Genomic DNA, 25978 nt, shown 5'->3' on the forward strand with positions numbered 1-25978 from the left:
TGTGGTGTGTGGGGCAGGTGCTTGAGGCGTCGTGGCAGGCTGGACCGGAGGCAGGCCCGGGCCGGGGGTGGCCGAAGGCCAGGGGCGCAGCCCCCTCGCCCCCGGGGTGGGCCTGCCGCAGGGCCTGCAGGCCACGACGGGTCAAGCACCGAGGGGACCCACACACCACACGACCCACCCCCGAACACACCACACGACCCACCCCCGAAGCTCCGGCGAGCCAGAACAACCGGCAGCACCAGCTCACCCCACCCCCCTCACTCCACCACGTGCCGCCCCTCCGGCCGCGCGCTGCAGGAGCTGCGGAACGAGCAGTACGTGCAGTGCCGCCCGGTGGCCGGGGTGAACCGCTCGTCGAGCACCCGCCCGGCGGCACCCGCCAGCAGCTCGCCGACCCACTCGCCGGCCAGCGGTTCCTGCGCCTGCACCTTCGGGGCGTCTTCGCCGCCGTCCTTCTTGGCCGCGCCCTGGCGGAGCTGCACCAGTTCGGCGCCGCCGGGGGCGGGCCGTACCCCGGCGAACGCCTCGTCGACCGCTCCCTCGCGCACCGCCAGCTGGTACACGGCGAGCTGCGGATGCCGGGCGACCTCGTCCCGGGTGGGGGCGTTCTTGCCGGTCTTGAAGTCGACGACGTACGCGCGCCCCTCCGGATCGGACTCGACGCGGTCCATGGATCCCTTGATCCGGACCTGGTACTCGCCGGCCTCCAGCGTGACGTCGAACTCGTGCTCCGTGGCGACGGCCGTGCGGCCGCCGCGGTCGGAGACGTGCCAACGCAGGAAGCGCTCCAGCGCGGCGCGGGCGTTCTCCTTCTCCTGACGCGACTTCCAGGGCGCGTCGAAGGCGAGGGCGTCCCACACGGAATCCAGCCGCTCCATCAGCACGGCCAGGTCGGCCGGCGTGCGGCCCGAGGCGACCTCGTCGGCGAGTACGTGGACCACGTTGCCGAAGCCCTGGGCCGCGGTGGCGGGGGCGTCGGCCTTGACCTCGCGGCCGAGGAACCACTGGAGGGAGCAGGTGTTGGCGAGCTGGTCCAGCGCGCTGCCGGAGAGGGAGACCGGACGGTCGCGGTCGCGCAGCGGGACGCCGGCGCGGGTCGGCTCGTACAGCCCCCACCAGCGGTGCGGGTGGGCGGCCGGGACCAGCGGCTGGCCGTCGTCGTCGGCGAGCGCGGCGAGCCTGGCCAGCCGCCGGGCGGCGGCCTCCCGGAGCGCGGGCGAGGCGTCGGGGTCGACGGTGGTGGCGCGGAGTTCGGCGACCAGCGCGGACACCGCGAGGGGGCGGCGGGGCCGGCCGGTGACGTCCTTGGGCTCGACGCCGAGTTCGGTGAGGAAGCGGGAGGGCTGGTCGCCGTCGTCGGCGGGCGCCTTGACGGCGGTGACGACCAGCCGGTCGCGGGCGCGGGTGGCGGCGACGTAGAAGAGGCGGCGCTCCTCGGCGAGCAGGGCGCCGGGGGTGAGGGGCTCGGCGAGGCCGTCGCGGCCGATCCGGTCCGCCTCCAGGAGGGACCCGCGGCGGCGGAGGTCCGGCCAGAGGCCTTCCTGGACCCCGGCGACGACGACGAGACCCCATTCGAGGCCCTTGGAACGGTGGGCCGTCATCAGGCGCACGGCGTCGGGGCGGGCGGCGCGGCCGCCGAGGGTGTCGGCGGCGATGTCCTGGGCCTCGACCTCTTCGAGGAAGTTGAGCGCGCCGCGGCCGCCGGTGCGCTCCTCGGCGCGGGCGGCGGTCTCGAAGAGGGCGCAGACGGCGTCGAGGTCGCGGTCGGCGTTGCGGCCGCCGGGACCGCCGCGGCGGGCGGAGCGTTCGAGGCGGGTGGGCCAGGTGGTGCCGTTCCAGAGCTCCCAGAGGGCCTCTTCGGCGGTGCCGCCGCCTTCGAGGAGCTCGCGGGTCTTGCGGAGCAGCATGCCGAGGGTCTGGGCGCCGCGGGCGTACGCGGGGTCGTGGGCGGTGAGGCGCTCCGGCTCGGCGAGGGCGCGGGCCAGGAGTACGTCGCTGGGCGCGGGTACGCGGATGCCGGCGGCGCGCTCCTCGTCCCGCAGGGCGCGGCCGAGGCGGCGGAGGTCGGCGGCGTCCATCCCGGCCAGGGGCGAGGTGAGCAGGCTGAGGGCCGCCTCGACCCCGACCCACCCTTCCGCGTGCGCGGCCGCGCCACCGGCCCCGCTCCCGCTGCCGTGCTCGTCGCCCCCGGGAACGCCCGCCCCAGCCGAAGCCACGGCCTCCCCCGCAACGTCCGTCCCAGCCGAAACCGCAGCCTCACCCGGAACACCCACCCCAGCCGAAACCGCAGCCTCCCCCGGAACACCCGCCCCAGCCGAAACCGCAGCCTCCCCCGGAACACCCGCCCCAGCCGAAACCGCAGCCTCCTCCAGGCCTGCCTCTTCCAGGCCTGCCTCTCCCAGGCCCGCCTCCCGCAGGACCGCCTCTCCCCGGCCTGCCTCCCCCAGGACCGCCTCCCCCGGCCCCCCCGACGGGCGGCGGGTGGCTGCGGTGGCTGTCACGCGGAGGGCCGTCAGGAGAGGGGTGACGGCTGGTTCGTGGCGGAGGGGGGTGTCCGTCGCCGGGGTTTCGACCGGGACGCCCGCCGACGTCAGGGCGCGGCGCATCGCGGGGAGGCGGCCGCCCGCGCGGACCAGGACGGCCATGTCCTGCCACGGCACGCCGTCCTCCAGGTGGGCCCGGCGCAGCAGGTCGGCGATGTTGTCCAGTTCCGCGCCCGGCGACGGGTACGTGAAGACCTCCACCGAGCCGCCCGGCCGCACCGCCTCCAGCGCCCGGTGGGCCTGTACCGCGGCGGCCGGCAGCCGGGGGACCGGCATCCGCCGGGTCAGCAGCCGGGTGGCGGCCAGCAGGGCCGCCCGGGAGCGCCGCGAGGTGCCGAGGACCCTGACCGCGGCGCCCGGGAAGTCCTCCCGGAAGCCGAGGATGCCGTTCAGGTCCGCGCCGCGGAAGGCGTAGATCGACTGGTCGGGATCGCCGAAGGCCACCAGGCCCCGCCCGCCGCCCAGCGCCTTCAGCAGCCGGATCTGCGACGGGTCGGTGTCCTGGTACTCGTCCACGAAGACGGCGTCCCAGCGCCCCCACAGGCCCGCTTCCGCGCGCTCGGCCAGCAGCACGGCACGGTGCACCAGCTCGGCGTAGTCCAGGGACCCCTGGGCGTCCAGTACGTCGAGGTACTCGTCCAGGAACCGGGCCGCGGCGGCCCAGTCCGGCCGCCCGAGGCGCGCCGCGAAGGCGCCCAGCGCGTCCGGCGACAGGCCCAGCTCCCGGCTCCGGGCCAGCACGGCCCGTACCTCGTCCGCGAAGCCGCGCGTGGTGAGCGCCGCCCGCAGGTCGGAGGGCCAGGAGATGGAGCCCAGCTCCTTCTGGCCGGCCAGCAGCTCGCGCACGGTCAGGTCCTGCTCGGGACCCGACAGCAGCCGCAGCGGCTCCGCGAACAGGTCGGCGTCCTGGTGGGCCCGGACCAGCGCGTAGCAGAAGGAGTGGAACGTGGTGGCCTGCGGCGCCCGCGCGCCGCCCAGCCGGAGCGCCACCCGGTCGCGGAGTTCCACGGCGGCCTTGCGGCTGAAGGTCAGCACCAGGATGCGCGCCGGGTCCGTGCCCTCCTCCACGCGCGCCGCGACGGCCTCGACCAGCGTGGTCGACTTGCCGGTGCCCGGCCCGGCCAGCACCAGCAGCGGCCCGCCCCTGTGATCAACCACCGCACGCTGCGCTGCGTCCAGAACAGGTGTATCCACGTGTTCCGGCCCGGTGCGCACCAGCCGGTACGCGTCGGGAGTCCGCGTACGTCGGCTGGAAGGGGAGGAACTCACGTGGGTCGCCGGTCCTGGTTCGGGGTGTTCGGGGTGGTGCGAGCGCGCGCGCTCGAAGGGAAGACGCTACGCCAAACGGGCGGCGGAGCGCATCGCGCTCACGCCGGTCCGCTCATCCCCCGTACGGACGTGCGGACACCCGCGCGGGCGCCTCATGGCGGAAGCTGTCACTTGTGAGCATCCCGCGCCGGGCCCCCCGCCTGCCCGTCCCACCGCGCCCGTCTCATGTCGAGCCGCGGTACGTGCCCCTCGGCTCTCCGGCCCGCCTCCCGCAGCGGGGTGCCCTCCTCCCGGTAGTGCGCCAGCGCCCGCAGCTCGCTCCCGGGCAGCAGCACGCCGTCGGCCCGCACCACCCGCCACCAGGGCACCGCGGAGCCGTAGAGTGCCATGACGCGGCCCACCTGGCGCGGGCCGCCCTCCTCCAGCCACTCGGCGACGTCGCCGTAGGTCATCACCCGGCCGGGCGGAATCCGCTCGGCCAGGTCCAGCACCCGCTCCGCGTACTCGGGGTACTCGGGCAGGTCTCCGTCAGGCAGCTCCGCGCTCATCCGGCCCATGGTGCCGCAGGACACCGACAACCGGGGCGGCGAGGGCGCGAGCGGGCCTCCGGAGCCGGACTGCGGCCCTCCGGATGCCCGGCGCGCACCCTGATGCCTGCCCGGTCAGCCGGTCCGTGCCACCATCTTCCGGGCGGTGACTGGTGATACGAGAACAAGAAGAGATCCAAGAAGAGATCCGTAAAGAGTCGCGAGAAGACGCGTCGGACGACACACCGAGGGAGCAGGGCGTGAGCGCGCAGGGCCCCGACGAGGGGTTCGTCGACCCGCTTGAGGGCGACGAGCCGCTGCTCGCCGCGCGCGTCCACCGCCCCTCGGACCTGGTGCGGCTGCTGGTCGGCACGCTCGGGATCGTCGTGGTCCTGGCGATCGCCGCCTTCGCGCACGGCACGACCGTGGGCCTGGAGTCGGACATCCGCGAGGGCACCGGCCAGGCGCCCGACCTGCTGATCAAGATCGCGGGGCTGGTGTCCAGCATCGCGGTGCTGCTCGTGCCGGTGGCGTTCGCCATCGAGCGGCTGATCAAGCGCGACGGGCTGCGGATCGCCGACGGCGTGCTCGCTGCCGTGCTGGCGCACGGCGTCACCCTGGCCACCGACCTGTGGGTGGCGCGGGCCGCGTCCGACACCATCAAGGACGCGCTGACGATGCCGCAGGGCGCCGGCGGGACCTTCACCGACCCCGTGCACGGCTACCTGGCGCCGGTCATCGCGTACATGACGGCGGTCGGGATGACCCGGCGGCCGCGCTGGCGCGTGGCGCTGTGGGTGGTACTGCTGCTCGACGCGCTGGCGATGCTGGTCGGCGGGTACACCACCCCGTTCTCGATCATCCTGACCGTCCTGATCGGCTGGACCGTGGCGTACGGCACGCTCTACGCCGTCGGCTCGCCGAACGTCCGGCCCACCGGCCAGACCCTGCTCGCCGGACTGCGCCGGGTCGGCTTCCAGCCGGTGCGCGCCATGCGGGCGGAGGAGGAGCCGGAGCTCCCGGAGCACAACGACCGGGGCCGCCGGTACCTCGTCACGCTGGAGGACGGCGGGCCGCTCGACGTCACCGTCGTGGACCGCGAGCAGCAGGCGCAGGGCTTCTTCTACCGGGTCTGGCGGCGGCTGACGCTCCGCGGGATCACCACCCGCCGGAGCCTCCAGTCGCTGCGGCAGGCGCTGGAGCAGGAGGCGCTGCTTGCGTACGCGGCCATCGCGGCCGGGGCGAACGCGCCCAAGCTCATCGCCACCTCCGAGCTGGGTCCCGACGCGGTCATGCTCGTGTACGAGCACATCGGCGGCCGGTCGCTGGACGCGCTGCCGGACGAGGAGATCTCGGACGAGCTGATCCGCAACGCCTGGCAGCAGGTGCGCGCCCTCCAGTCGCGCCGGATCGCGCACCGCAGGCTGGCGGGGGACGCGCTGCTGGTGGATCGTTCCGGCAACATCGTGCTGACCGACCTGCGCGGCGGCGAGATCGCGGCGAGCGACCTGGTGCTGCGGATGGACATCGCGCAGCTGCTGACCACGCTCGGCCTGCGCGTGGGGGCGGAGCGCTCGGTGGCGGCCGCGGTCGCGGTGCTCGGCGGCGACGCGGTGGCGGACTGCCTGCCGCTGCTCCAGCCGATCGCGCTGACCCGCTCGACGCGGGCGACGCTGCGGCGGCTGGGCCGGGAGCGGGCGCAGCGCGAGCGCGAGGCGGTGCTGGCGGCCTCGAAGGCGGCCAAGGAGGCCAAGGAGCGCGAGCACGAGGCGGCGAAGGCCGGGAACCCGGTCGAGGCCGCCGCCGGCGGCGGCGAGCGGAGCAAGGTCGGCGCGAAGGTGTCCGCGGCCAAGGCCGACAAGGCCGAGAAGAAGGCCGAGAAGCGGGCGCTGGACGTGGCGCTGGAGGAGGCCCGCGAGGAGGACCTGCTCAGCCAGATCCGCGGGCAGGTGCTGCTGATCCGTCCGCAGGCGCCGGTGGAGCCGGCCCGGCTGGAGCGGATCAGGCCGCGCACGCTGGTGAGCTTCATCGCGGGCGCGTTCGCCGCGTACTTCCTGCTCTCGCAGCTGACGCACATCAACCCCGCCAAGACCGTGGCGGACGCGCAGTGGGGCTGGGTGGCGGTGGCGTTCGCGTTCTCCGCGCTGAGCTACCTGGCGGCGGCGATGAGCCTGCTGGGCTTCGTGCCCGAGCGGGTGCCGTTCCTGAAGACCGTCCTCGCGCAGGTGGCGGGGTCGTTCGTGAAGCTGGTGGCGCCCGCGGCCGTGGGCGGCGTGGCCCTGAACACGCGCTTCCTCCAGCGGTCCGGCGTACGGCCGGGCCTGGCGGTGGCGAGCGTGGGTGCCTCGCAGCTGTTCGGACTCGGCAGCCACATCCTGCTGCTGCTGGCCTTCGGCTACCTGACCGGCACCGAGAAGACCCCGGAGATGACGCCGTCCAGGACCGTGATCGCCGGCCTGCTGACGGTCGCGGTGCTCGTGCTGGTGGTCACGGCGGTGCCGTTCCTGCGGAAGTTCGTGGTGACGCGGGTACGGGCGCTGTTCGCGGGCGTGGTCCCGCGCATGCTGGACGTGCTGCAGCGGCCGCAGAAGCTGTTCACCGGCATCGGCGGCATGCTGCTGCTGACCGGCTGCTTCGTGATGTGCCTGGACGCCTCGCTGCGGGCCTTCGGGGGCGCGGAGTCGGTGAGCTACGCGAGCATCGCGGTGGTCTTCCTGGCCGGCAACGCGCTGGGCTCGGCCGCCCCCACGCCGGGCGGCCTGGGCGCGGTGGAGACGACGCTGACCCTCGGCCTGGTGGCGGTGGGCGTGGACAAGGAGATCGCCCTGTCCTCGGTCCTGCTGTTCCGCCTGATGACCTTCTGGCTGCCGGTCCTTCCGGGCTGGCTGTCGTTCAACTACCTGACGCGCAAGGAGGCGCTCTAGCGGTTCGGGGCGGCTCACGGTCCGGGGGGCGGGCCGGTCTGGGCGTCCGGCAGGTCTGGGGTTCCGGCCGGTCTCAGAAGATCAGGAGCAGGCTCGCCAACAGCACCAGGGACGCGGTCAGTTCCAGGGCGCCCACCACCGGCACCCCGACCCCTCGGCCCGGCAGGGACGCCGCTCGGGCCAGGTAGAGGGCGAAGGGCAGGGCGAGCCAGGGCGAGAGGCAGGCCGCCGCGGCCAGGGCGGCCGCGTGGTACGCGACCGAGGCGCGGCGGTACGTACGGGAGTTCCGCTCCCGGATCATCGTCTTCACGTACGGCACGGTGCCCGCGAAGTACAGCAGGCAGGCCAGCGCCGCCCGCCACCCGTCGGGCGCCACGGCGCCCCCGCCCAGCCGCAGCGCGACCAGCAGCATCCCGCAGGCCGGCACCACCGCGGCCAGGCCGTTGACCAGGGCCCGCTCGCGGTTCCGCCAGGCGTGGTACGTGTTCACCGCGACGAACGGCGCCGCGGCGAGGGCGGCCACCAGGAGCCACGGGTGCGCGACCGCGAGCGGCAGCGCGCACACCGCGAAGGCGGCGCCGGAGACCAGACCCGGCAGCGCGTGCCGGCCCGCGGCCCTGGGGTTGCGGGAGTTGCGGCGCAACCGCAGCCACTGCTGGCCGTGGTACGCGGCGACGTACCCCAGCAGCCAGGCGGCGAACAGCGCGAGGTGTGCCGGACCGGAGTCCGGGGAGAGGAACGTCCCCGCCGCGAAGGGCACGGCGAGCATCGCCCAGGCCCCGTGCTGGTCCGGCAGCCACCGCCGCTTCCCGCCGCCACGCCCCGCCACCGCACGACCTTTCCGGTAATCGGCCCGAAGGGGAATTCCAGCGCGTGATTTCCCTGCCGGACCGGAGAATTGGGCCGGTCCAGCATTGCACCCGCACGGTCCCCGAAAGTCCGGAAAGAGGTCACCCACCGTCGGGACCTTTGTCCCCGGGGCGGCCCGATTTCCCCGGCGTAACGTCGAAAAGGGCCGTTTCCTCGGCCTCACCGGGCACCGCCCGGGCATCGCTGGAGGACCGTGTGTTGCAGGAGAACCAGGGGCATCAGGGCGCCGCGGAATCGCTGATCAGGGCGGGCAGTTTCTTCTCCCGCGCCGAGATCTCCGACGACCTCCGCACCGTCCACAAGACGGGCGGCCGGGCCGCCGAGGCCTTCTACCGGGACCGCTGGAGCCACGACAAGGTCGTGTATTCCACGCACGGGGTGAACTGCACGGGTTCCTGCCGGTGGAAGGTGTACGTCAAGGACGGGATCATCACCTGGGAGACCCAGGCCACCGACTACCCCTCGGTGGGCCCCGACCGGCCCGAGTACGAGCCGCGCGGCTGCCCCCGCGGCGCGTCCTTCTCCTGGTACTCCTACTCCCCGACCCGGGTGCGCTACCCGTACGTCCGCGGCGCGCTGCTGGAGATGTACCGGGAGGCGAAGGCCCGTCTGAAGGACCCGGTGCTGGCGTGGGCGGACATCCAGGCCGACCCCGAGCGGCGGCGCCGGTACCAGCGGGCCCGCGGCAAGGGCGGCCTGGTGCGCGCCACCTGGGAGGAGGCGACCGAGATCGTCGCCGCCGCCCACGTCCACACGATCGGGGAACACGGGCCCGACCGGGTCGCCGGCTTCTCCCCGATCCCGGCCATGTCGATGGCCTCGCACGCCGCCGGCGCCCGCTTCCACTCGCTCATCGGCGCGCCGATGCTGAGCTTCTACGACTGGTACGCGGACCTGCCGGTCGCCTCGCCGCAGGTGTTCGGCGACCAGACCGACGTACCGGAGTCCGGGGACTGGTGGGACGCGGCCTACCTGATGATGTGGGGCTCCAACGTCCCCGTCACCCGCACCCCCGACGCCCACTGGATGACCGAGGCCCGCTACCGCGGCCAGAAGGTCGTCACCGTCTCCCCCGACTACGCGGACAACACCAAGTTCGCCGACGAGTGGATGCACCCCCACCCGGGCACCGACGGCGCCCTCGCGATGGCGATGGGGCACGTCATCCTGAAGGAGTTCTTCGTCGACCGGCAGACGCCGTTCTTCACCGACTACGTGCAGCGGTTCACCGACCTGCCGTTCCTGGTCTCGCTCCGGGAGACCGAACACGGCCTGGTCCCGGGGAAGTTCGTCACCGCCGCCGACCTCGGGCACGAGACGGAGAACGCGCAGTGGAAGACGGTGCTCGTCGACGACGCCACGGGCGAGCCGGTCGTGCCGAACGGCACCCTCGGCCACCGCTGGGGCGAGGGCGAGGAGCCCGAGTGGAACCTCGACCTCGGCGACACCGTGCCCCGCCTGAGCCTCATCGGCGAGAACGGCACCGCCGAGGTCGTCCTCCCCCGCTTCGAGGACGACGCGGCCGGCAGCGTGGTCCGCGGCGTCCCCGTACGCCGCCTGGCCGGCCGCCTCGTCACCACCGTGTACGACCTGATGCTCGCCCAGTACGGCGTGGCCCGCCCGGGCCTGCCGGGCGACTGGCCGGCCTCGTACGAGGACGCGAGCCGGCCCGGCACCCCGGCCTGGCAGGAGACGCTGACCTCGGTCCCGGCGGCCCAGGCGGCCCGGGTGGCGCGGGAGTTCGCGGAGACGGCAGAGAAGTCCCGGGGCCGCTGCATGATCCTCATGGGCGCCGGCACCAACCACTGGTTCCACTCCGAGACCATCTACCGCGCCTTCCTCGCCCTGCTCACCCTCACCGGCTGCCAGGGCCGCAACGGCGGCGGCTGGGGCCACTACGTCGGCCAGGAGAAGTGCCGACCGGTCACCGGCTGGGCCACGCTGGCCGCCGCCTCCGACTGGTCGCGCCCCCCGCGGCAGATGATCGGAGCCGCCTGGTTCTACCTGCACACCGACCAGTGGCGGTACGACACGCTGCCCGCCGAGGCCCTGGCCTCGCCGCTCGGCGACGGCCGCTTCGCGGGGATGACCGGCGCCGACTGCCTGGCCGCGTCCGCGCGCATGGGCTGGATGCCCTCGTACCCGACCTTCGACCGCAACCCGCTGGACCTGGGAGCCTCACCGGACCCCGTGGCCGACGCCGTCCGGGAGCTGGAGGAGGGCACCCTCGGCTTCGCCGGCGAGGACCCGGACGCGCCGCGCAACTGGCCGCGCGTGCTCAACGTGTGGCGGGCCAACCTCCTCGGCTCCAGCTCGAAGGGCAACGAGTACTTCCTCAAGCACCTGCTGGGCACCCACTCCAACCTCCCCGGGGACGGGCCCCGCTGCACGCCCCGGGACGTCACCTGGCACGACGCGGACGTGGAGGGCAAGCTCGACCTGCTGATGACCATGGACTTCCGGATGACGTCCACGACGCTGCTGTCGGACGTGGTCCTCCCGGCCGCCACCTGGTACGAGAAGCACGACCTGTCCTCCACGGACATGCACCCCTTCCTGCACGCCTTCACCCCGGCCGTGGACCCGCCCTGGCAGGCGCGCTCCGACTACGACGCCTTCCTCGGCCTCGCCCGCCGCTTCGGCGAACTGGCCGCCGAGCACCTGGGCGTACGGAAGGACCTGGTCGCCACGGCCCTCCAGCACGACACCCCGGGCGGCGAGATGGCCCAGCCCGGCGGGGTGGCCCTGGACTGGTCGAAGGGCGAGTGCGCGCCCGTACCCGGCCGGACCATGTACAACCTGGCGGTCGTCGAGCGGGACTACGGCGCGGTGGGCGAGAAGTTCGCCGCGCTCGGCCCGCTGGTCGACTCCCTCGGCGTCACCACGAAGGCGATCACCTTCGACGTGGCCGACGAGGTCGGTTACCTGGGCGCGAAGAACGGCACGGTGCGCGGCGGAGTCGCGGACGGCCGGCCGCGGCTGGACACGGCCCAGCGGGCCTGTGAGGCGATCCTCTCCCTCTCGGGCACGAGCAACGGCCGGCTGGCCACCCAGGGCTTCGAGACGCTGGAGAAGAAGGTCGGCACCCCCATGGCCCACCTGGCCGCGGAGGCCGAGGGCAAGCGGATCACCTTCGCCGACACCCAGGCCCGGCCGGTCCCGGTGATCACCTCGCCCGAGTGGTCGGGCTCGGAGTCCGGCGGCCGCCGGTACACGGCCTTCACGGTCAACACCGAGCACCTCAAGCCCTGGCACACCCTCACCGGCCGCCAGCACTTCTTCCTCGACCACGACTGGCTGCACGAGGTCGGCGAGTCGCTGCCGGTCTACAAGCCGCCGCTGGACATGCACCGGCTGTACGGCGAGCCGCAGCTCGGGAAGGTGGACGAGAAGACGGTCGCCGTGCGGTACCTGACCCCGCACAACAAGTGGGCCATCCACAGCCAGTACCAGGACAACCTCTACATGATGACCCTGGGCCGCGGCGGCCAGACGGTGTGGATGTCCCCGCAGGACGCCGAGGCCATCGGGGTGCGGGACAACGACTGGATCGAGGCGGTCAACCGCAACGGCGTGGTCACCGCCCGCGCGATCGTCTCGCACAAGATGCCGCCCGGCACGGTCTACATGAACCACGCGCAGGAGCGCACGGTCGGCGTCCCGAAGACGGAGAAGACCGGCCGCCGCGGCGGCATCCACAACTCCCTCACCCGCGTGATGCTCAAGCCCACGCACCTCGTGGGCGGCTACGCCCAGCTGACCTGGGCCTTCAACTACCTCGGCCCGACCGGCAACCAGCGCGACGAGGTGACGGTCATCCGCCGCCGCTCGCAGAAGGTGGAGTTCTAGTCCTATGCGTGTCATGGCACAGGTCGCGATGGTCATGAACCTCGACAAGTGCATCGGCTGCCACACCTGTTCGGTCACCTGCAAGCAGGCGTGGACCAACCGGCAGGGCACCGAGTACGTCTGGTTCAACAACGTCGAGACCCTCCCCGGCCAGGGCTACCCCCGCCGCTGGGAGGACCAGGAGCGCTGGAAGGGCGGCTGGGAGCGCACCCGGTCGGGCCGGCTGCGGCTGAGGGCCGGCGGCCGCCTGGCCAAGCTGGGCAAGATCTTCGCCAACCCGGACCTGCCGGAGATCGGCGACTACTACCAGCCCTGGACGTACGAGTACAAGAACCTCACCGAGGCCCCGGCCGGCGACGACCTGCCGGTGGCCCGCCCGGTGTCGCAGGTCACCGGCGAGCCGCTGGACACCATCGAGTGGGGCCCGAACTGGGACGACAACCTCGGCGGCGGCCCGGAGCACGCCCCGAGGGACCCGGTGGTGGAGAAGCTCCGCGACGAGGTGGGCGAGAAGATCCGCTTCGAGTTCGAGCAGAGCTTCATGTTCTACCTGCCGCGGATCTGCGAGCACTGCCTGAACCCGGCGTGCGTCTCCTCCTGCCCGTCCGGCGCGATGTACAAGCGGGAAGAGGACGGCATCGTCCTGGTGGACCAGGACCGCTGCCGCGGCTGGCGGATGTGCGTCACCGGCTGCCCGTACAAGAAGGTCTACTTCAACCACGCCACCGGCAAGGCCGAGAAGTGCACCTTCTGCTTCCCGCGCGTCGAGGTCGGCATGCCGACCGTCTGCTCGGAGACCTGCGTCGGCCGGATGCGCTACCTCGGCGTGATGCTCTACGACGCCGACCGGGTCGCCGGGGCCGCGGCCGTCGAGGACGAGCACGACCTCTACCCGGCCCAGGTCGAGTGCTTCCTCGACCCGCACGACCCCGCCGTGGCCGCGGCGGCCCGGGCGTCCGGAATCACCGAGGAGTGGCTCGACGCCGCCCGCCGCTCACCCGTCTACGACCTGATCGCGACCTACCAGGTGGCGCTGCCCCTGCACCCGGAGTACCGGACCATGCCGATGGTCTGGTACGTGCCCCCGCTCTCCCCGGTCGTCGAGGCGGTGGCCGCCACCGGCCGCGACGGCGAGGACGCGGGGAACCTCTTCGGCGCGATCGACGCCCTGCGCATCCCCGTCGAGTACCTGGCCGAGGTGCTGACCGCGGGCGACACGTACCCGGTCGAGGCGGTGCTGCGCCGGATGGCCGCGATGCGCGCGTACATGCGGCGGATCAACCTCGGCGAGGAGCCGGACGAGTCCGTCGCGGAGGCGGTGGGCCTGACCGGGGCCGAGATGGAGGACATGTTCCGGCTGCTGGCCGTCGCCAAGCAGGAGGACCGGTTCGTGGTCCCCACCGCCGCCCGCGCCGACGCCGACGCGCTCGTCGGCTCCCATCCCCTGGAGCCCGGGTGTCCCGTCGCGGAGTCCGGCACTCCACGTGTGATGCTCAACCTCAGCCCCACCCGGAGGCGTTGATGTCCACCCCGTCCGCGGAGACCCTGACCCCCGATGCACTCGTACGACTCGTCGCCGGCCACTGCCTGCGGTACCCCGACTCCGACCTGTACGGCGCGCTCCCCGCGCTCCGTGCGGCCCTCGCCGGGGCGCCCGCCGAACCGGCCCGGCTGATCGGCGCGTTCCTCGACCACGCGGAGGCCACCGAGCCGCTGCGGATGTGCGCGGAGTACACCTCGACCTTCGACACCCGCAACCGCCGCTGCCTCTACCTGACCTGGTGGACCGACGGCGACACCCGGCGGCGCGGGCTGTCGCTGGTGCGGATCAAGCGGATCTACCGCGCCCACGGACTGGAGTTCACGGGCGAGGAGCTGCCCGACTTCCTGCCGGTGGCCCTGGAGTTCGCCGCCCGGCACCCGGAGGCGGGCACCGAGCTGCTCCAGGAGCACCGGGCCGGCCTGGAGCTGCTGCGGCTGGCGCTGTCCGCCGCGGACACCCCGTACACCCGGCTGCTCGAAGCGGTCTGCGCCACCCTGCCCGGCCCGTCCCCCGAGACCAGGGCCGAGGCGAAGGCGCTGGCACGGAACGGGCCGCCGCAGGAGCTGGTGGGCGCGGGCACGCCGCTGGAGCCGTTCGGGCCCGGAGGTACCCCCGCCGGTGGCCGGGCGAGCACCGGCCTGCCCTCCGACGCGCCCGTGGACCTGCCCTGGCCCGTGTCCGCCACGCCCGCCGCCCTGGAGAGGACGAGCGCATGACCGACCTGCTGCTGTGGGGCGTGCTCCCGTACGTCTCCGTCGCGCTGCTGATCGCGGGGACGGTCTGGCGCGCCCGCTACGACCAGTTCGGCTGGACCACCCACTCGTCGCAGCTGCACGAGTCCCGGCTGCTGCGGATCGGTTCGCCGCTGTTCCACTTCGGCATGCTGTTCGTGGTGCTCGGGCACGTGGTGGGCCTGGTCGTCCCGCAGAGCTGGACGGACGCGGTGGGGCTCAGCGACCACGCGTACCACCTGCTGGCGATGTCCACCGGCACGGTCGCGGGCGTGGCCGCCGCCGCGGGCATCGGGATCCTGGTCTTCCGGCGGTTCCGGGTACCGGCCGTGCGCCGGGCCACCCTGAAGAGCGACCACCTGATGTACACGGTCCTGCTCGGGGCGATGGTGCTGGGCCTGACGGCCACGGTGCTCAACTCCACCGGCGCGACGGGCGGGTACGACTACCGGGAGGGCATCTCCCCCTGGTTCCGCAGCCTGTTCGCCTTCCAGCCCGACTACCACCTGATGGCGGACGCCCCCCTGGCCTTCAAGCTGCACATCCTGTTCGGCTTCACGCTGTTCGCGCTGATCCCGTACTCGCGGCTGGTGCACATGTTCAGCGTCCCGGTGAAGTACCTGTTCCGGCCGTACGTGGTCTACCGCTCCCGGAAGCCCGGGCAGCCGGCGAACCGCGAGGACAGGCGGGGCTGGGAGCGGGTCTCGTGACCGGCGGCCCGCACCGGAACGCGCGGCGGATCGTGCGGCGCCCCCGGCACCCCGTCGCCGAGCGCCCCTTCATCGTGATCTGGGAGGCCACCCGGGCCTGCCCGCTGGCCTGCCTGCACTGCCGGGCCGAGGCGCAGACCCGGCGCGACCCGCGGGAGCTGGACGGGGCGGACGCCCGCCGGGTGATGGACCAGGTCGCCGCCTTCGGCCGGCCGTCCCCGCTCTTCGTGATCACCGGGGGCGACCCCTTCCAGCGGGCCGACCTGGGCGAGCTGGTCGCGTACGGCAGCTCCCTCGGCCTGCGGGTCGCGGTCTCGCCGTCCGGTACGCCCACGCTCACCCGGGAGAACCTGGTGGCCGTGCGCGACGCGGGCGCGGTGGCCCTCTCCCTGTCCCTGGACGGTTCGACGGCGGAGCGGCACGACGCGTTCCGGGGCGTGTCCGGGGTGTACGACTGGACCCTGGAGGGCTGGCGCACCGCGCGCGAGCTGGGCCTGAAGGTGCAGATCAACACCACGCTGACCCGGCGGAGCCTGCCCGACCTGGCCGACATCGCGGCGCTGGTGCGGCGGGAGGGCGCGATGCTCTGGTCCGGCTTCGTGCTGGTCCCCACGGGCCGGGGCGAGCAGCTCGCGGCGCTCTCCGCCGAGGAGGTGGAGGACGCGCTGCACTTCCTCCACGACTGCGGATCCGTGCTGGCCACCAAGACCACCGAGGGCCACCACTTCCGGCGGATCGCCCTCCAGCGGGCCGTCCTCGACCGGCACGGGGAGCGGCCGGCCCTCGGCCCCCTGTACGCGCGGCTGTCGGCCCGCGCCGCGGAGCTGGGGCTGTTCGAGGGCGAGCGGCGGGCGGTGCGGCGCCCGCCGATGGACGTCTCCTCGGGGCGCGGCTTCGTCTTCATCTCCCACACCGGCGAGGTGCACCCGTCGGGCTTCCTCCCCGTGTCGGCGGGCAACGTGAAGAACCATCCGCTGACCGGTATCTACCGCGGGTCGGCGCTCTTCACGACGCTGCGGGACCCGGCGCTGCTGCGGGGGAGGTGCGGGGCCTGCGAGTTCAGGTCCGTGTGCGGGGGCTCGCGGTCGCGGGCGTACGGGTCCACCCGGGACGTCCTGGCGGAGGACCCGTACTGCGCGTACCGGCCGGGCAGCTTCCCGTACCAGGAGGAACTGGCCGAAAGCATGAGCAATCAGGGCACCCCTCGCCCGTAGGGTCGAAGAGGGAACTCACCAGGAGCAGAGCATGCGTTCAGTGATCGTCGTCGGTGGTGGAATCAGCGGTCTGGCCGCGGCCTGGCAGCTGCGCGGACAGGCGGACGTGACCGTTCTGGAGAGCGCGCCCCGGGTGGGCGGCAAGCTGCGCACCGGCACGATCGCGGGCATCGCGGTCGACGAGGGTGCCGAGTCCCTGATGGCGCTGCGGCCGGAGGCCGTCGAGCTGGCGGCCGCGGTGGGCCTGGGCGACGCCCTGTGCGACCCGGCCCAGGCGCCGACCACGGTCTGGACCCACGGGGCGCTGCGCCCGCTGCCCGCCGGGCACGTGATGGGTGTGCCGACCGACCCCGGGGCCCTGGCCGCCTCCGGGCTGCTCTCCCCGGAGGGCGTGGCCCGGGCCGCCGCCGAGGAGACCCTGCCGGCCGAGCCGCTGACGGAGGACGTGTCGGTCGCCCAGTACCTCGCCGCCCGCTTCGGCCGGGAGGTGGTGGACCGGATGGTCGAGCCGCTGCTGGGCGGGGTGTACGCGGGCCGCGCCGACCGGCTCTCGCTGCGGGCCGCCATGCCGCGGGTGGCCGCGCTCGCGGAGCAGGGCGAGGCCCTGGTGCCGGCCCTGCGCCGGATGCGGGCCGCCGGCGCGCCGCGCTCGGCCCCGGTCGCCGTCCAGGGCGTGGCCGGCGGCACCGGGCGTTTCCCGGCCGCGGTCGCGGCGGCCTGCGGGGCGCGGATCCTCACCGGTACGACGGCCCGCTCGCTCGCCCTGACGCCGGCGGGGCGGTGGCGCGTCCAGGCGGTCACCGACGACGGCCCGCTGACCATGGAGGCGGACGGGATCGTCCTGGCCCTGCCGGCCTTCGCCGCGGCCGAGCTCCTGCGCCCGCACTCGCCGCTCGCGGAGGCGGAGCTCTCCGCGATCCCGCACGCCTCGACCGCCGTCGTCACCATGGCCTTCTCCCGGGCCCAGGCGCACTTCCTGCCGCAGGGCAACGGCTTCCTGGTGCCGCCCGTGGACGGCCACACCCTCAAGGCCGCCTCGTTCCTCTCCAACAAGTGGGCGTGGCTGGCCCGGGCCGCACCGGACGTGTTCGTGCTGCGGGCCTCGATCGGCCGGATCGGCGAGGAGGGTCTGCTCGACCGCCCGGACCGGGTGCTGGTGCGCCGGGCCATCGCGGAGCTGCACCGGGCGGTGGGCCCGATGGGCGAGCCGGTGGCCACCCGTGTCACGCGCTGGGACCGGGGCCTGCCCCAGTACGGCGTCGGCCACCGGGAGCGCGTGGCCCGCATCCGCGAGGCCGCCGGCAAGCTTCCCGCCCTGGCCCTCTGCGGTGCCGCGTACGAGGGCGTGGGTGTCGCGGCCTGCGTGGCCACGGGCCGCCAGGCCGCCCGCGACCTCCTGACCGCAGCAGCCTGACCGCCGCCTGACCATCACCGCCCGACCGTCACCGCCCGACTCCCGCCTCCTGACCCCCGCCGCCCGACGCCCGACGCCCGCGGGGCACTCGCATGGGTCACTCGTCGGGCGGAGCGGGCGGGGGGCGCGCAGGATGTGGCGTATGCCGACTTCCGCCCGCCTTCGCACCGCCGCGATCGCCGCCGCCGCGGCACTCCTGCCACTGGCCGGCTGCTCCGACGACAGCAGTGGCGCCAAGGACCTGAAGTGGGAGAGCTGTCCCGCCCCCTCCCCCGCGGAGGGCGAGGGTGAGGCGCCGGGCAAGGAGTGGGAGTGCTCGGCGCTCGACGTGCCGCTGGACTACGACGACCCCGACGGCGAGACCATCGAGCTGGCCGTCATCCGTGCCAAGGCCACCGACCCCTCCCGGCGCATCGGCTCCCTGGTCTTCAACTTCGGCGGGCCCGGCGGTTCGGGCGTGGCCGTCCTGCCCGGCGCGGCCAAGGACTTCCAGCGCCTGCGGGAGCGGTACGACCTGGTGAGCTTCGACCCGCGCGGTGTCGGCCGGAGCGCCGCGGTGCGCTGCGAGGACGACCGGCAGCTGGACGCGTACTACGCCTCCGACGCCACCCCGGTGGGACCGGCCGCCGAGCAGCAGTTCGTCGACGGCATCAAGACGTACGCCAACGCCTGCGAGCGGAACTCCGGCAGCGTCCTGCCGCACGTCGGCACCCTCGACGCGGCCCGCGACATGGACCGGCTGCGGGAGGCCCTCGGCGACGACAAGCTGCACTACTTCGGCATCTCGTACGGGACCGAGCTGGGCGGGGTGTACGCCCACCTGTTCCCGGACAAGGTCGGGCGGGCGGTGTTCGACGCGGTCGTCGACCCGACCAAGGACTCGGAGCAGAGCTCGCTCGGGCAGGCCAAGGGATTCCAGCTGGCCCTCGGCAACTTCGCCCAGGACTGTGTGGACCGGGGCGACGAGTGCCGGCTCCAGGGCAGCACGGCCAAGGAGATCGAGGACAACATCGTCAAGCTCCAGCGGTCCCTGGCGGTCAAGCCCATCCCCGGCAGCGGCGACCGGCAGCTGACCGAGACGCAGGCGACCGGCGGCATCGCCCAGGCCCTGTACTCGAAGGAGTACTGGCCGCTGCTCGAACAGGGCCTCGACGAGGCGGAGGGCGGGCAGGGCCAGCTGCTCCTGGCCCTCTCCGACGCGATGAACGGCCGCAACCAGGACGGCACCTACAGCAACATCGGCGCCGCCAACACGGCCATCAACTGCGCCGATTCCAAGGACCGGTACACGATCGAGCAGACCAAGGCGAAGCTGCCGGAGTTCCGCGCGGCCTCCGCCGTGTTCGGCGACTACCTGGGCTGGGCCATGATGGCCTGCAGCTCCTGGCCGGTGGCGGGGGCCTGGCAGACGCCCGACGTGAGCGCCCCCGGCTCCGCCCCGATCCTGGTCATCGGCAACACGGGCGACCCGGCGACGCCGTACGAGGGGGCCCGGCGGATGGCGCAGGAGCTCGGGCCCGGGGTCGGCGTGGAGCTGACGTACGACGGCGAGGGGCACGGGGCGTACAACAGCGGCGACCGCTGCGTGCAGCGGGCCGTGGACGGCTACCTGCTGGACGGGAAGGTGCCGAAGTCGAACACCACCTGCCCGGCCTGAGGAAGCGCCGAGGGGCCCGTACCGCCGCGTGCAGCGGTACGGGCCCCTCGGCGGGAGCCGCCGTCACCGGGCCCGGTCAGTGAGCCCGGCCGGCAGGCCCGGTCAGTAGATCGGCTTCTCGGGCTCGATCTGGTTGACCCAGCCGATGACGCCGCCGCCGACGTGGACCGCGTCCCCGAAGCCCGCGGACTTCAGCACCGCGAGGACCTCCGCACTGCGGACACCCGTCTTGCAGTGCAGGACGATCTTGCGGTCCTGCGGCAGGTCCTGGAGGGCGTTGCCCATCAGGAACTCGCCCTTGGGGATCAGCTTCGCGCCCGGGATCGAGACGATCTCGTACTCGTTCTGCTCGCGGACGTCGATGATCTCGATCTTCTCGTCCGCGTCGATCCACTCCTTGAGCTGCTTCGGAGTGATCGTGGAGCCGAGCGCCGCCTCCTGGGCCTCCTCGGACACGACGCCGCAGAAGGCCTCGTAGTCGATGAGCTCGGTGACGGTCGCGTTCGGGCCGCAGACCGCGCAGTCGGGGTCCTTGCGGACCTTGACCTGGCGGTACTGCATCTCCAGGGCGTCGTAGATCATCAGGCGGCCGACGAGGGGCTCGCCCGTGCCGGTCAGGACCTTGATCGCCTCGGTGACCTGGATGGAGCCGATGGACGCGCAGAGCACGCCCAGCACGCCGCCCTCGGCGCAGGAGGGGACCATGCCCGGCGGCGGGGGCTCCGGGTAGAGGCAGCGGTAGCAGGGGCCGTGCTCGGACCAGAACACCGAGGCCTGGCCGTCGAAGCGGTAGATGGAGCCCCAGACGTACGGCTTGTTGAGCAGCACGCACGCGTCGTTGACGAGGTAGCGCGTGGCGAAGTTGTCCGTGCCGTCGACGATCAGGTCGTACTGGCTGAAGATGTCCATCACGTTCTCGGCCTCGAGCCGCTCTTCGTGAAGGACCACGTTCACGTACGGGTTGATGCCGAGCACCGAGTCCCGCGCCGACTCGGCCTTGGACCGGCCGATGTCCGCCTGGCTGTGGATGATCTGGCGCTGCAGGTTCGACTCGTCGACCTCGTCGAACTCGACGATGCCCAGCGTGCCGACGCCGGCCGCGGCCAGGTACATGAGGGCGGGCGAGCCGAGGCCCCCCGCACCCACGCAGAGCACCTTGGCGTTCTTCAGGCGCTTCTGGCCGTCCATCCCGACGTCCGGGATGATCAGGTGGCGGGAGTACCGACGGACCTCGTCAACGGTGAGCTCAGCGGCTGGCTCGACCAGGGGTGGCAGCGACACGGGGACTCCGTAGATCGGTAAGTCTGAAACGGTTGTTCTCCCCGTAACACTGCCACGCCCTTCTTCATTCCGAGACACCCTGTCCGATACGCGAGACGATTTCGTCCCAGTACGCGGGCATCGCGGCCCAGGGGTCGGCCGTGCCGTGCCGGTCGGAGCGGTCGGTGAACCAGATCGTGCCGGCTCCCTGCCAGCGCGCGATGCGCATGGCCTCCTCCAGGTGGGTGCGGGGCACGCCGTGCACGAGGTGGCAGAACCGCTCGGGCGGGTACTCGGCGGTCCACTCGGCCACCTGTGACCAGCGGTAGTCCGCCCACCGCCCGGAGAAGGTGACGAGCTGGTCCGCGGCCTCCGCGTAGCCGGCGTACGGGTGGGTGCCGTGCCCGAAGACGATCCGCAGCCCCTCGCCCAGCGTACGGAGGGTCTCCGCGACCCGGCGCACGGCGGGCAGCTCGGCCCGGCCGGCGGGGGTCCGGCCGAGGTAGAACCCGTCGACCTGGTACCAGTCGCGGAAGGCGTGGGCGTCGGAGACCAGTTCCCCGAAGGACCGGCTCCCGTCCCGCATCGCGAGATGGCCGATCACGGTGCCGCCCGCGTCCCTGAGCCGGGCGACGGCCTCCAGGCAGTGCGGGTCGGGGCGGGTGCCGGGCCCGTCCGAGACGTTGAGGACGGCCCAGTGCAGGGGCGTGCCGGGGCGGCTGAGCTCGGCCCACTCGACGGGGGCGACGAGCGGGTGCGCGTACCCCGGGATGCCGAAGCCGAGCCGGCCCGCCCCGGTGGGAGCGAGGCGGGCGCCCGGGGTCGTCAGATGCGACACGCGGCCTCCATCCAGATGTCCGCGAGCGACTCCTCCAGGTTGATCCGGGGGCGCCAGCCGAGGCGGTCGCGGGCGGTGCGCACGTCGGCCTGCTGCCAGGCGCCGCAGCCGTCCGGGTAGGGGAACGAGCCGCCGGGCGGTCCGGCGGTCAGCTGCTCCGCGGAGGACTCCGAGCGCTGGGCGCCGATGGCGGCCAGGCCCATGGGGCGGGCGTGCGGGGGGCCGTCGATCTCGTGCAGGGCGCCGCCGTACCCGGCGACCCTGGCGAGCACGGCGGCCGCGTCGCGGAGCCGGACGGCGCGGCCGGTGCCGATGTTGACGACCCCCTGCGCGGCGGAGAGGGAGGCGGCGTGGACGGCGCGGGCCACGTCGCGGACGTCGACGAAGTCGCGCTGGACCCCGAGGCCGCCGAGCTTCAGCTCGCCGTCGCCGGACTGCATGGCCCGGCGCATGGCCTCGGCGAGCCGGCCCAGGGGCGAGCCGGCCGGCGTCCCGGGCCCGACGGGTGAGAACACGCGGAGCACGACGGCGTCGAGCCCGGAGCCGAGGACGAGCTCGGTGGCGGCGAGCTTGCTGACCCCGTAGGGGCCGCCGGGTCTGGGGACGGCGTCCTCGGCCGTGGAGGATCCGGGCTGGCTGGGCCCGTACTCGGCGGCGCAGCCGAGCTGGACGAGCCGGGCGCCGCAGCCGCTGCGGCGCAGCGACTCGCAGATGGTGGCGACGGCCACGGTGTTGTGGCGGGTCAGCTCACGGGCGCCGCCGCGCGTGGTGCCGGCGCAGTTGATCACGACGCCGGGGTGGACGGCGTCGAGGAACCGGGTGAGCGCGCCGGGGCTGCCCGTGGCGAGGTCGAACCGTACGTCGGCGTCGTCGCCGCGGCCGAGCGCGGTGAGCTGGACGGCCGGGTCGGCGAGCAGCCGGTCGGCCACGTAGCGGCCGAGGTATCCGTTGGCTCCGATCAGCAGCACCCTCATCGCGCGCCTCCTGCGTGCCGACGGGGCGTGGCGGGTGATTGGGGGGTCATCTCTCGTTCTCCTTCGGGGGTGTTGCGGTGGATTCGTGCGGGGTGGAGCGGCGGCGTCGGCTCCGCCGCTCCCTGCGGGGCGATCCGGCGGCCGCGTCCCCCGAGGGGTGCCGTGCCGCCGCTGCCGCCCCGCGGGACGTCTGCGAGTACCGCGGGGCCGGGACCGGCGGGGTGGTGCGGGTCCGCTGCCGGACCCGTGCCGGGCCGCCGGGGGCGGGTGCCGGTGCGCCGCCGTACGGGGCTGCCGGCCCGTGGGTGGTACGGGTTCCCGGGGGCCGGCGTCCCGGTGCCCGGGGGCCGGTACGGCACCGGGCCCCGGGGCGGGGCCGTCCGGGCGCCCGGTGTTCCGGCCCGGGAGGGGCGCGGTGGCCGGGGCGGGGGACCGAGGTCGGGGCGGACACCGCGGCCGCCTAGCGCAGCGCGTGCGCCGAGGCGCGGGAGAGGGCGGCGGCCGCGTGGCCCAGCAGGGCGAGCAGCGCGGCGCCGAGCAGGCCGGTCGTGGCGGCGTACGGAACGGGCTGCCCGAGCGCCGCGGCACCCAGCAGCACCGCCTCCGCCGCGCACACGGCACCGAGGGCGTTGCGCGCGGCGGCCGGGGAGCCGTGCACGGCGAGCAGCCGGGCCAGGAACAGCAGCACCCCGAGGGCCGTGCCGGCGGCGAGCGCGCCTCCGGTGAGGGCCAGCAGTCCGGCGAGGGCCGCCGCGAACAGCGCGCACACCCCGAGCAGCAGCGGGCGCGCCCCGGCGGCGAACTCCTCCAGCAGCCGGCTGGCGGCGAGTCTGCGCCGGGCCCGGGTCGCGAACAGCCCGGCGCACCAGGTCGCCGGTGCGGTGGCGAACGCGAGGGCGGTCAGCGTCCCGGCGGCGGCACCGGGCGGCGCACCCTCGGTACCCACCGCGTCGGCACAGACCACCCCGGCCGTCAGCGCGGCGGCCCAGAGCCAGGCGGTGGCTCCGGCCCGGCCGGCGACGCGCAGCGGCCCGGCCCGCAGGCAGCACACCAGGGCGACCAGGGCGAGGGCCCCGCCGGTGACGACGGCCGCGGTGCCGTCGGCCAGCAGCCAGGTGCCCGTCGCCAGGGTGCCCGGGAGGAGGGAGAGCCCGTACGCGAGTGCCCGGCGGCCGGCGGGCGGGCCCGCAGGGCCGCCGGCCACCGGGCCCGCGTCGGCGGCCGACGGGCCGTCGTGGCCCCGCACGTCCTGCCCCGCGGCGCCGGGGCGGCCCTGCCCGGCCCCGCGCGGCACCCGCGCGTACAGCTCCTCGGCCAGCGAGAACACGTCCCGGTGCCGGAAGCGCGCCGCGGTGCGGTCGGTGACGCCGTGGGCCTCCAGACCCGCCGCGATCTCCAGCGGGTCGACCGCCCGCTCGCACAGCTCCCGGTGACGGTGCAGCAGTACCTTGACGGGGTCGACCCCGCCGCGCCGCCGCGCCGCGGTGCCGGCGCCACGGCCGCCGGCACCCGGGCCCGCCGCGCCGCCCTCGCGCCCGGCGGCCTCGCGGGCCCCGGACACCGGCACGGTCACCGGCTCGGCCGCCGGCTCGACCGTCGGCACCGGGACGGCGACCGGCACCGGCACCGCGAGCGACACGGGATCGGCCACCGGCACCGCGAGCGTCGCCGGCTCGGCCACCGACGTGCCCCTGCCCGCACCCGGTCCCGCACCCGGTCCCATACCCGGGTTGACGGGGCCGTTGACCAGCCCGTTGACCGGGGCGTTGACGCCCGGCGCAGTGTCCGGCACGGGCAATCCGGGCCGCGCGTCGCGCCCCGCCGCCAGGATCTCCTCGGCCCTCGTGGGGTAGGCCTCCGGCCACTGGCCGCTCATGCCGTCGCCTCCGGGGTGCGGGTCCGGCCGGCCGCTCCGGCGGTCCACCGGCCCGGTACGCACGCCTCGGCCGGCAGCCCGAAGGGCACCTCCCCGTCGTCCGGGCGGGCCGGTGCGTGCGAGATCAGTTCCAGGTACAGGGCGCGGAAGGCGGCCACGTTCTGCTCCACCGTGAAGAGTTCGAGCGCGCGGGCGCGGGCGGCGGCACCCAGCCGCGCGGCCCGCTCGGGGTCCCGCAGCAGCGCCAGACAGGCGTCGGCGAGGGCGCGCGGGTTGCGGGGCGGCACCACGAGCCCGGTGCCGCCGATGACCTCGCAGACGGCACCGGCATCGGTGGACACGGTGGCCCGCCCGCAGAACATCGCCTCGACCAGGCTGATCGGGAAGCCCTCGACCACCGAGGACAGCACCACCACCCGCCCCGAGGCGTAGGCGTCGGCCGGCTGCGGCGCGGCCGGCCCGCCGATCTCCTCGAAGCTGACCGGGCTCTCGCCCACGGTCACCGCGTCCGCGGCCTCGTCCGGGAAGAGCTGGGCGGCCAGCGCGCGGCAGTGCGCGAGGTACGAGACGGCCTCGGGCGTGCGCGAGGGGGCCGCGAACAGCCGCAGCCGTGCCTCGGGTTCGGCCTTCCGCACCTCCCCGAAGGCGTGCAGCAGCGCGATCACGTCCTTGGCCGGCTCGACCCGGCCGACCCACACCAGCGTGAGCGGGTCGCCCTGGTCGGCGGCCTCGCCGACGGCGGCGAATCGGTCCGCCTCCATCCCCGGGTACACGGTGCGCACGCGGGCCCGGTCGGCGCCGCACCGCTCCTGCCAGCGCCTGGCGTGCGTGTTGCCGGGGGTGAGCAGGTCGCTGGTCCGGTAGACCTCGGCGGCCAGCCGGCCGTGGAAGGCGGCGAGCAGCGCGCGCACGGCGGCGGTCAGCGGAGCCCCGGCCCGGTCGAGGTAGTGCGCGCGCAGCGGGACGCCGTACTCGGTGACCAGCAGCGGGATGCCGAAGAAGCGTTTGGCCAGGAGTCCGGGCAGCGCGGCGACGCCGCCGGCCGCCGCGTGGCAGACGTCGACGCCGCCGAGGTCCTCGTACCAGTCGAGGGACAGCGGGCGCAGCGCCCGCTCCAGCTCGTCGGTGAAGTCGAGGAGGTCGGGCACCTGGGCGGTCTGGAGGGTGCGGTTCGCGCCGGGGGCCCGGCAGGCGGCCTCCAGGGCGCGGACGGCGGTCTCGGAGCGCAGCGCCGCGTACAGGCCGCCCTCCTCGCGGGCGAGTTCGGCCAGTCCGTACAGGCCCTGGGCGAAGGGTTCCGGGTGGCCGGCGCACACGCCGGCCACGAGGTCCCCGAAGTGTCCGGCGAACCGGCGGCGTTCGCGGCGGCCGTGGCTGCGGCCGTCGTCGTCGGGGGCCCACAGCGGGGCGGTGCGTACGCGGGTGACGTGCGGCGGCAGCGGGACGCGTCCCGCGCGCTCCTGTTCGGCGCTGCGGCTCAGCGCGTAGATCTCGAACTCGTGCTGCGGGAGTCCGCGCACGAGCCGGTCACACCAGAGTCTCGACTCACCCGTCGCATACGGATAACCACCCTCCGTGAGCAGTCCGATCCGCACGAGTGCACCCCCGATCTCCCGTATGAGGCGGCCGCCTTGGGTCGGGCGACCCGCCGCGGGATGAACTCAAGCGGATGCACCGGTGGGCGGGGGGGGGGGGGGGGGGCGCGGCCCCCCACCGGGGGGGGGGGGGGTAGACATAGTTGAGGCCAACCGAACCCCCGGCGCGCGAGTGCGCCCCCGG

Annotated in this window: 16 protein-coding genes; 8 read left to right on the forward strand and 8 right to left on the reverse strand. The window is 74.5% G+C overall.

Annotated features, from left to right (window positions below; genetic code table 11):
- Nucleotides 1-257: 257 nt before the first annotated feature.
- Together ACIQUR_RS25665 and ACIQUR_RS25670 are read right to left on the reverse strand one after the other, a co-directional pair.
- A complete protein-coding gene (locus tag ACIQUR_RS25665) occupies nt 258-3758 on the reverse strand; it encodes an ATP-dependent helicase (RefSeq protein WP_403669088.1) in 3501 nt (1166 codons plus the stop codon).
- A gap of 221 nt (nt 3759-3979) precedes the next feature.
- Nucleotides 3980-4369: an MGMT family protein gene (locus ACIQUR_RS25670; RefSeq protein ID WP_403668573.1), complete on the reverse strand. Its 390-nt coding sequence runs from the start codon at nt 4367-4369 to the stop codon at nt 3980-3982.
- Nucleotides 4370-4512: 143 nt separating this feature from the next.
- Here ACIQUR_RS25670 and ACIQUR_RS25675 point away from each other — a divergent pair, with 143 nt between their 5' ends.
- Nucleotides 4513-7263: a flippase-like domain-containing protein gene (locus ACIQUR_RS25675; RefSeq protein WP_403668576.1), complete on the forward strand. Its 2751-nt coding sequence runs from the start codon at nt 4513-4515 to the stop codon at nt 7261-7263.
- A 73-nt stretch (nt 7264-7336) separates the two neighbouring features.
- Here the strand turns inward: ACIQUR_RS25675 and ACIQUR_RS25680 are convergent, their stop codons facing one another.
- Entirely contained in the window at nt 7337-8092 is a 756-nt protein-coding gene (locus ACIQUR_RS25680; protein WP_403668579.1) for a YwiC-like family protein, read from the reverse strand.
- A 239-nt stretch (nt 8093-8331) separates the two neighbouring features.
- Here ACIQUR_RS25680 and ACIQUR_RS25685 point away from each other — a divergent pair, with 239 nt between their 5' ends.
- The 7 genes from ACIQUR_RS25685 (at nt 8332) to ACIQUR_RS25715 (ending at nt 19251) form a co-directional block, all read left to right on the forward strand.
- Nucleotides 8332-11982 (forward strand): nitrate reductase subunit alpha, encoded by a 3651-nt coding sequence (locus ACIQUR_RS25685; RefSeq protein WP_403669091.1) that lies wholly within the window; start codon nt 8332-8334, stop codon nt 11980-11982.
- 4 nt (nt 11983-11986) lie between these two features.
- Entirely contained in the window at nt 11987-13504 is a 1518-nt protein-coding gene (narH, locus tag ACIQUR_RS25690; protein WP_403668583.1) for a nitrate reductase subunit beta, read from the forward strand.
- The gene (gene narJ, locus ACIQUR_RS25695) at nt 13504-14241 is read left to right on the forward strand and encodes a nitrate reductase molybdenum cofactor assembly chaperone (RefSeq protein WP_403668586.1); all 738 of its coding nucleotides are present in this window, start codon (nt 13504-13506) and stop codon (nt 14239-14241) included. Before narH ends, narJ begins: the two co-directional genes overlap by 1 nt.
- Nucleotides 14238-14966 carry a respiratory nitrate reductase subunit gamma gene (narI, locus tag ACIQUR_RS25700; RefSeq protein WP_403668589.1) on the forward strand — a complete coding sequence of 243 codons (729 nt, stop codon included), beginning with the start codon at nt 14238-14240 and terminating at the stop codon, nt 14964-14966. The genes narJ and narI overlap by 4 nt, the downstream gene beginning before the upstream one ends.
- Nucleotides 14963-16180, forward strand: a complete 1218-nt coding sequence (locus ACIQUR_RS25705; protein WP_403668592.1) for a TIGR04053 family radical SAM/SPASM domain-containing protein — start codon at nt 14963-14965, stop codon at nt 16178-16180. The genes narI and ACIQUR_RS25705 overlap by 4 nt, the downstream gene beginning before the upstream one ends.
- Before the next feature lie 31 nt (nt 16181-16211).
- Entirely contained in the window at nt 16212-17594 is a 1383-nt protein-coding gene (gene hemG, locus ACIQUR_RS25710) for a protoporphyrinogen oxidase (RefSeq protein ID WP_403668595.1), read from the forward strand.
- A 142-nt stretch (nt 17595-17736) separates the two neighbouring features.
- Nucleotides 17737-19251: an alpha/beta hydrolase gene (locus ACIQUR_RS25715; RefSeq protein WP_403668598.1), complete on the forward strand. Its 1515-nt coding sequence runs from the start codon at nt 17737-17739 to the stop codon at nt 19249-19251.
- 102 nt (nt 19252-19353) lie between these two features.
- On the opposite strand, the gene moeZ is transcribed toward ACIQUR_RS25715, so the two are convergent.
- The 5 genes from moeZ to ACIQUR_RS25740 form a co-directional block, all read right to left on the reverse strand.
- The gene (gene moeZ / locus ACIQUR_RS25720) at nt 19354-20532 is read right to left on the reverse strand and encodes an adenylyltransferase/sulfurtransferase MoeZ (RefSeq protein ID WP_403668601.1); all 1179 of its coding nucleotides are present in this window, start codon (nt 20530-20532) and stop codon (nt 19354-19356) included.
- A 64-nt stretch (nt 20533-20596) separates the two neighbouring features.
- On the reverse strand, nt 20597-21349 hold the full coding sequence (locus ACIQUR_RS25725; protein ID WP_403668604.1) for a spherulation-specific family 4 protein: 753 nt from the start codon (nt 21347-21349) through the stop codon (nt 20597-20599).
- Entirely contained in the window at nt 21337-22323 is a 987-nt protein-coding gene (locus tag ACIQUR_RS25730) for an NAD-dependent epimerase/dehydratase (protein ID WP_403668607.1), read from the reverse strand. Before ACIQUR_RS25730 ends, ACIQUR_RS25725 begins: the two co-directional genes overlap by 13 nt.
- A gap of 460 nt (nt 22324-22783) precedes the next feature.
- Nucleotides 22784-24199, reverse strand: coding sequence for a hypothetical protein (locus ACIQUR_RS25735; RefSeq protein WP_403668610.1), 1416 nt, complete (start codon nt 24197-24199; stop codon nt 22784-22786).
- Nucleotides 24196-25794, reverse strand: a complete 1599-nt coding sequence (locus tag ACIQUR_RS25740; RefSeq protein WP_403668613.1) for a DUF3492 domain-containing protein — start codon at nt 25792-25794, stop codon at nt 24196-24198. Before ACIQUR_RS25740 ends, ACIQUR_RS25735 begins: the two co-directional genes overlap by 4 nt.
- Nucleotides 25795-25978: the final 184 nt, after the last annotated feature.

The sequence above is a fragment of the Streptomyces sp. NPDC101132 genome (assembly GCF_044759225.1).
Lineage (GTDB): Bacteria > Actinomycetota > Actinomycetes > Streptomycetales > Streptomycetaceae > Streptomyces.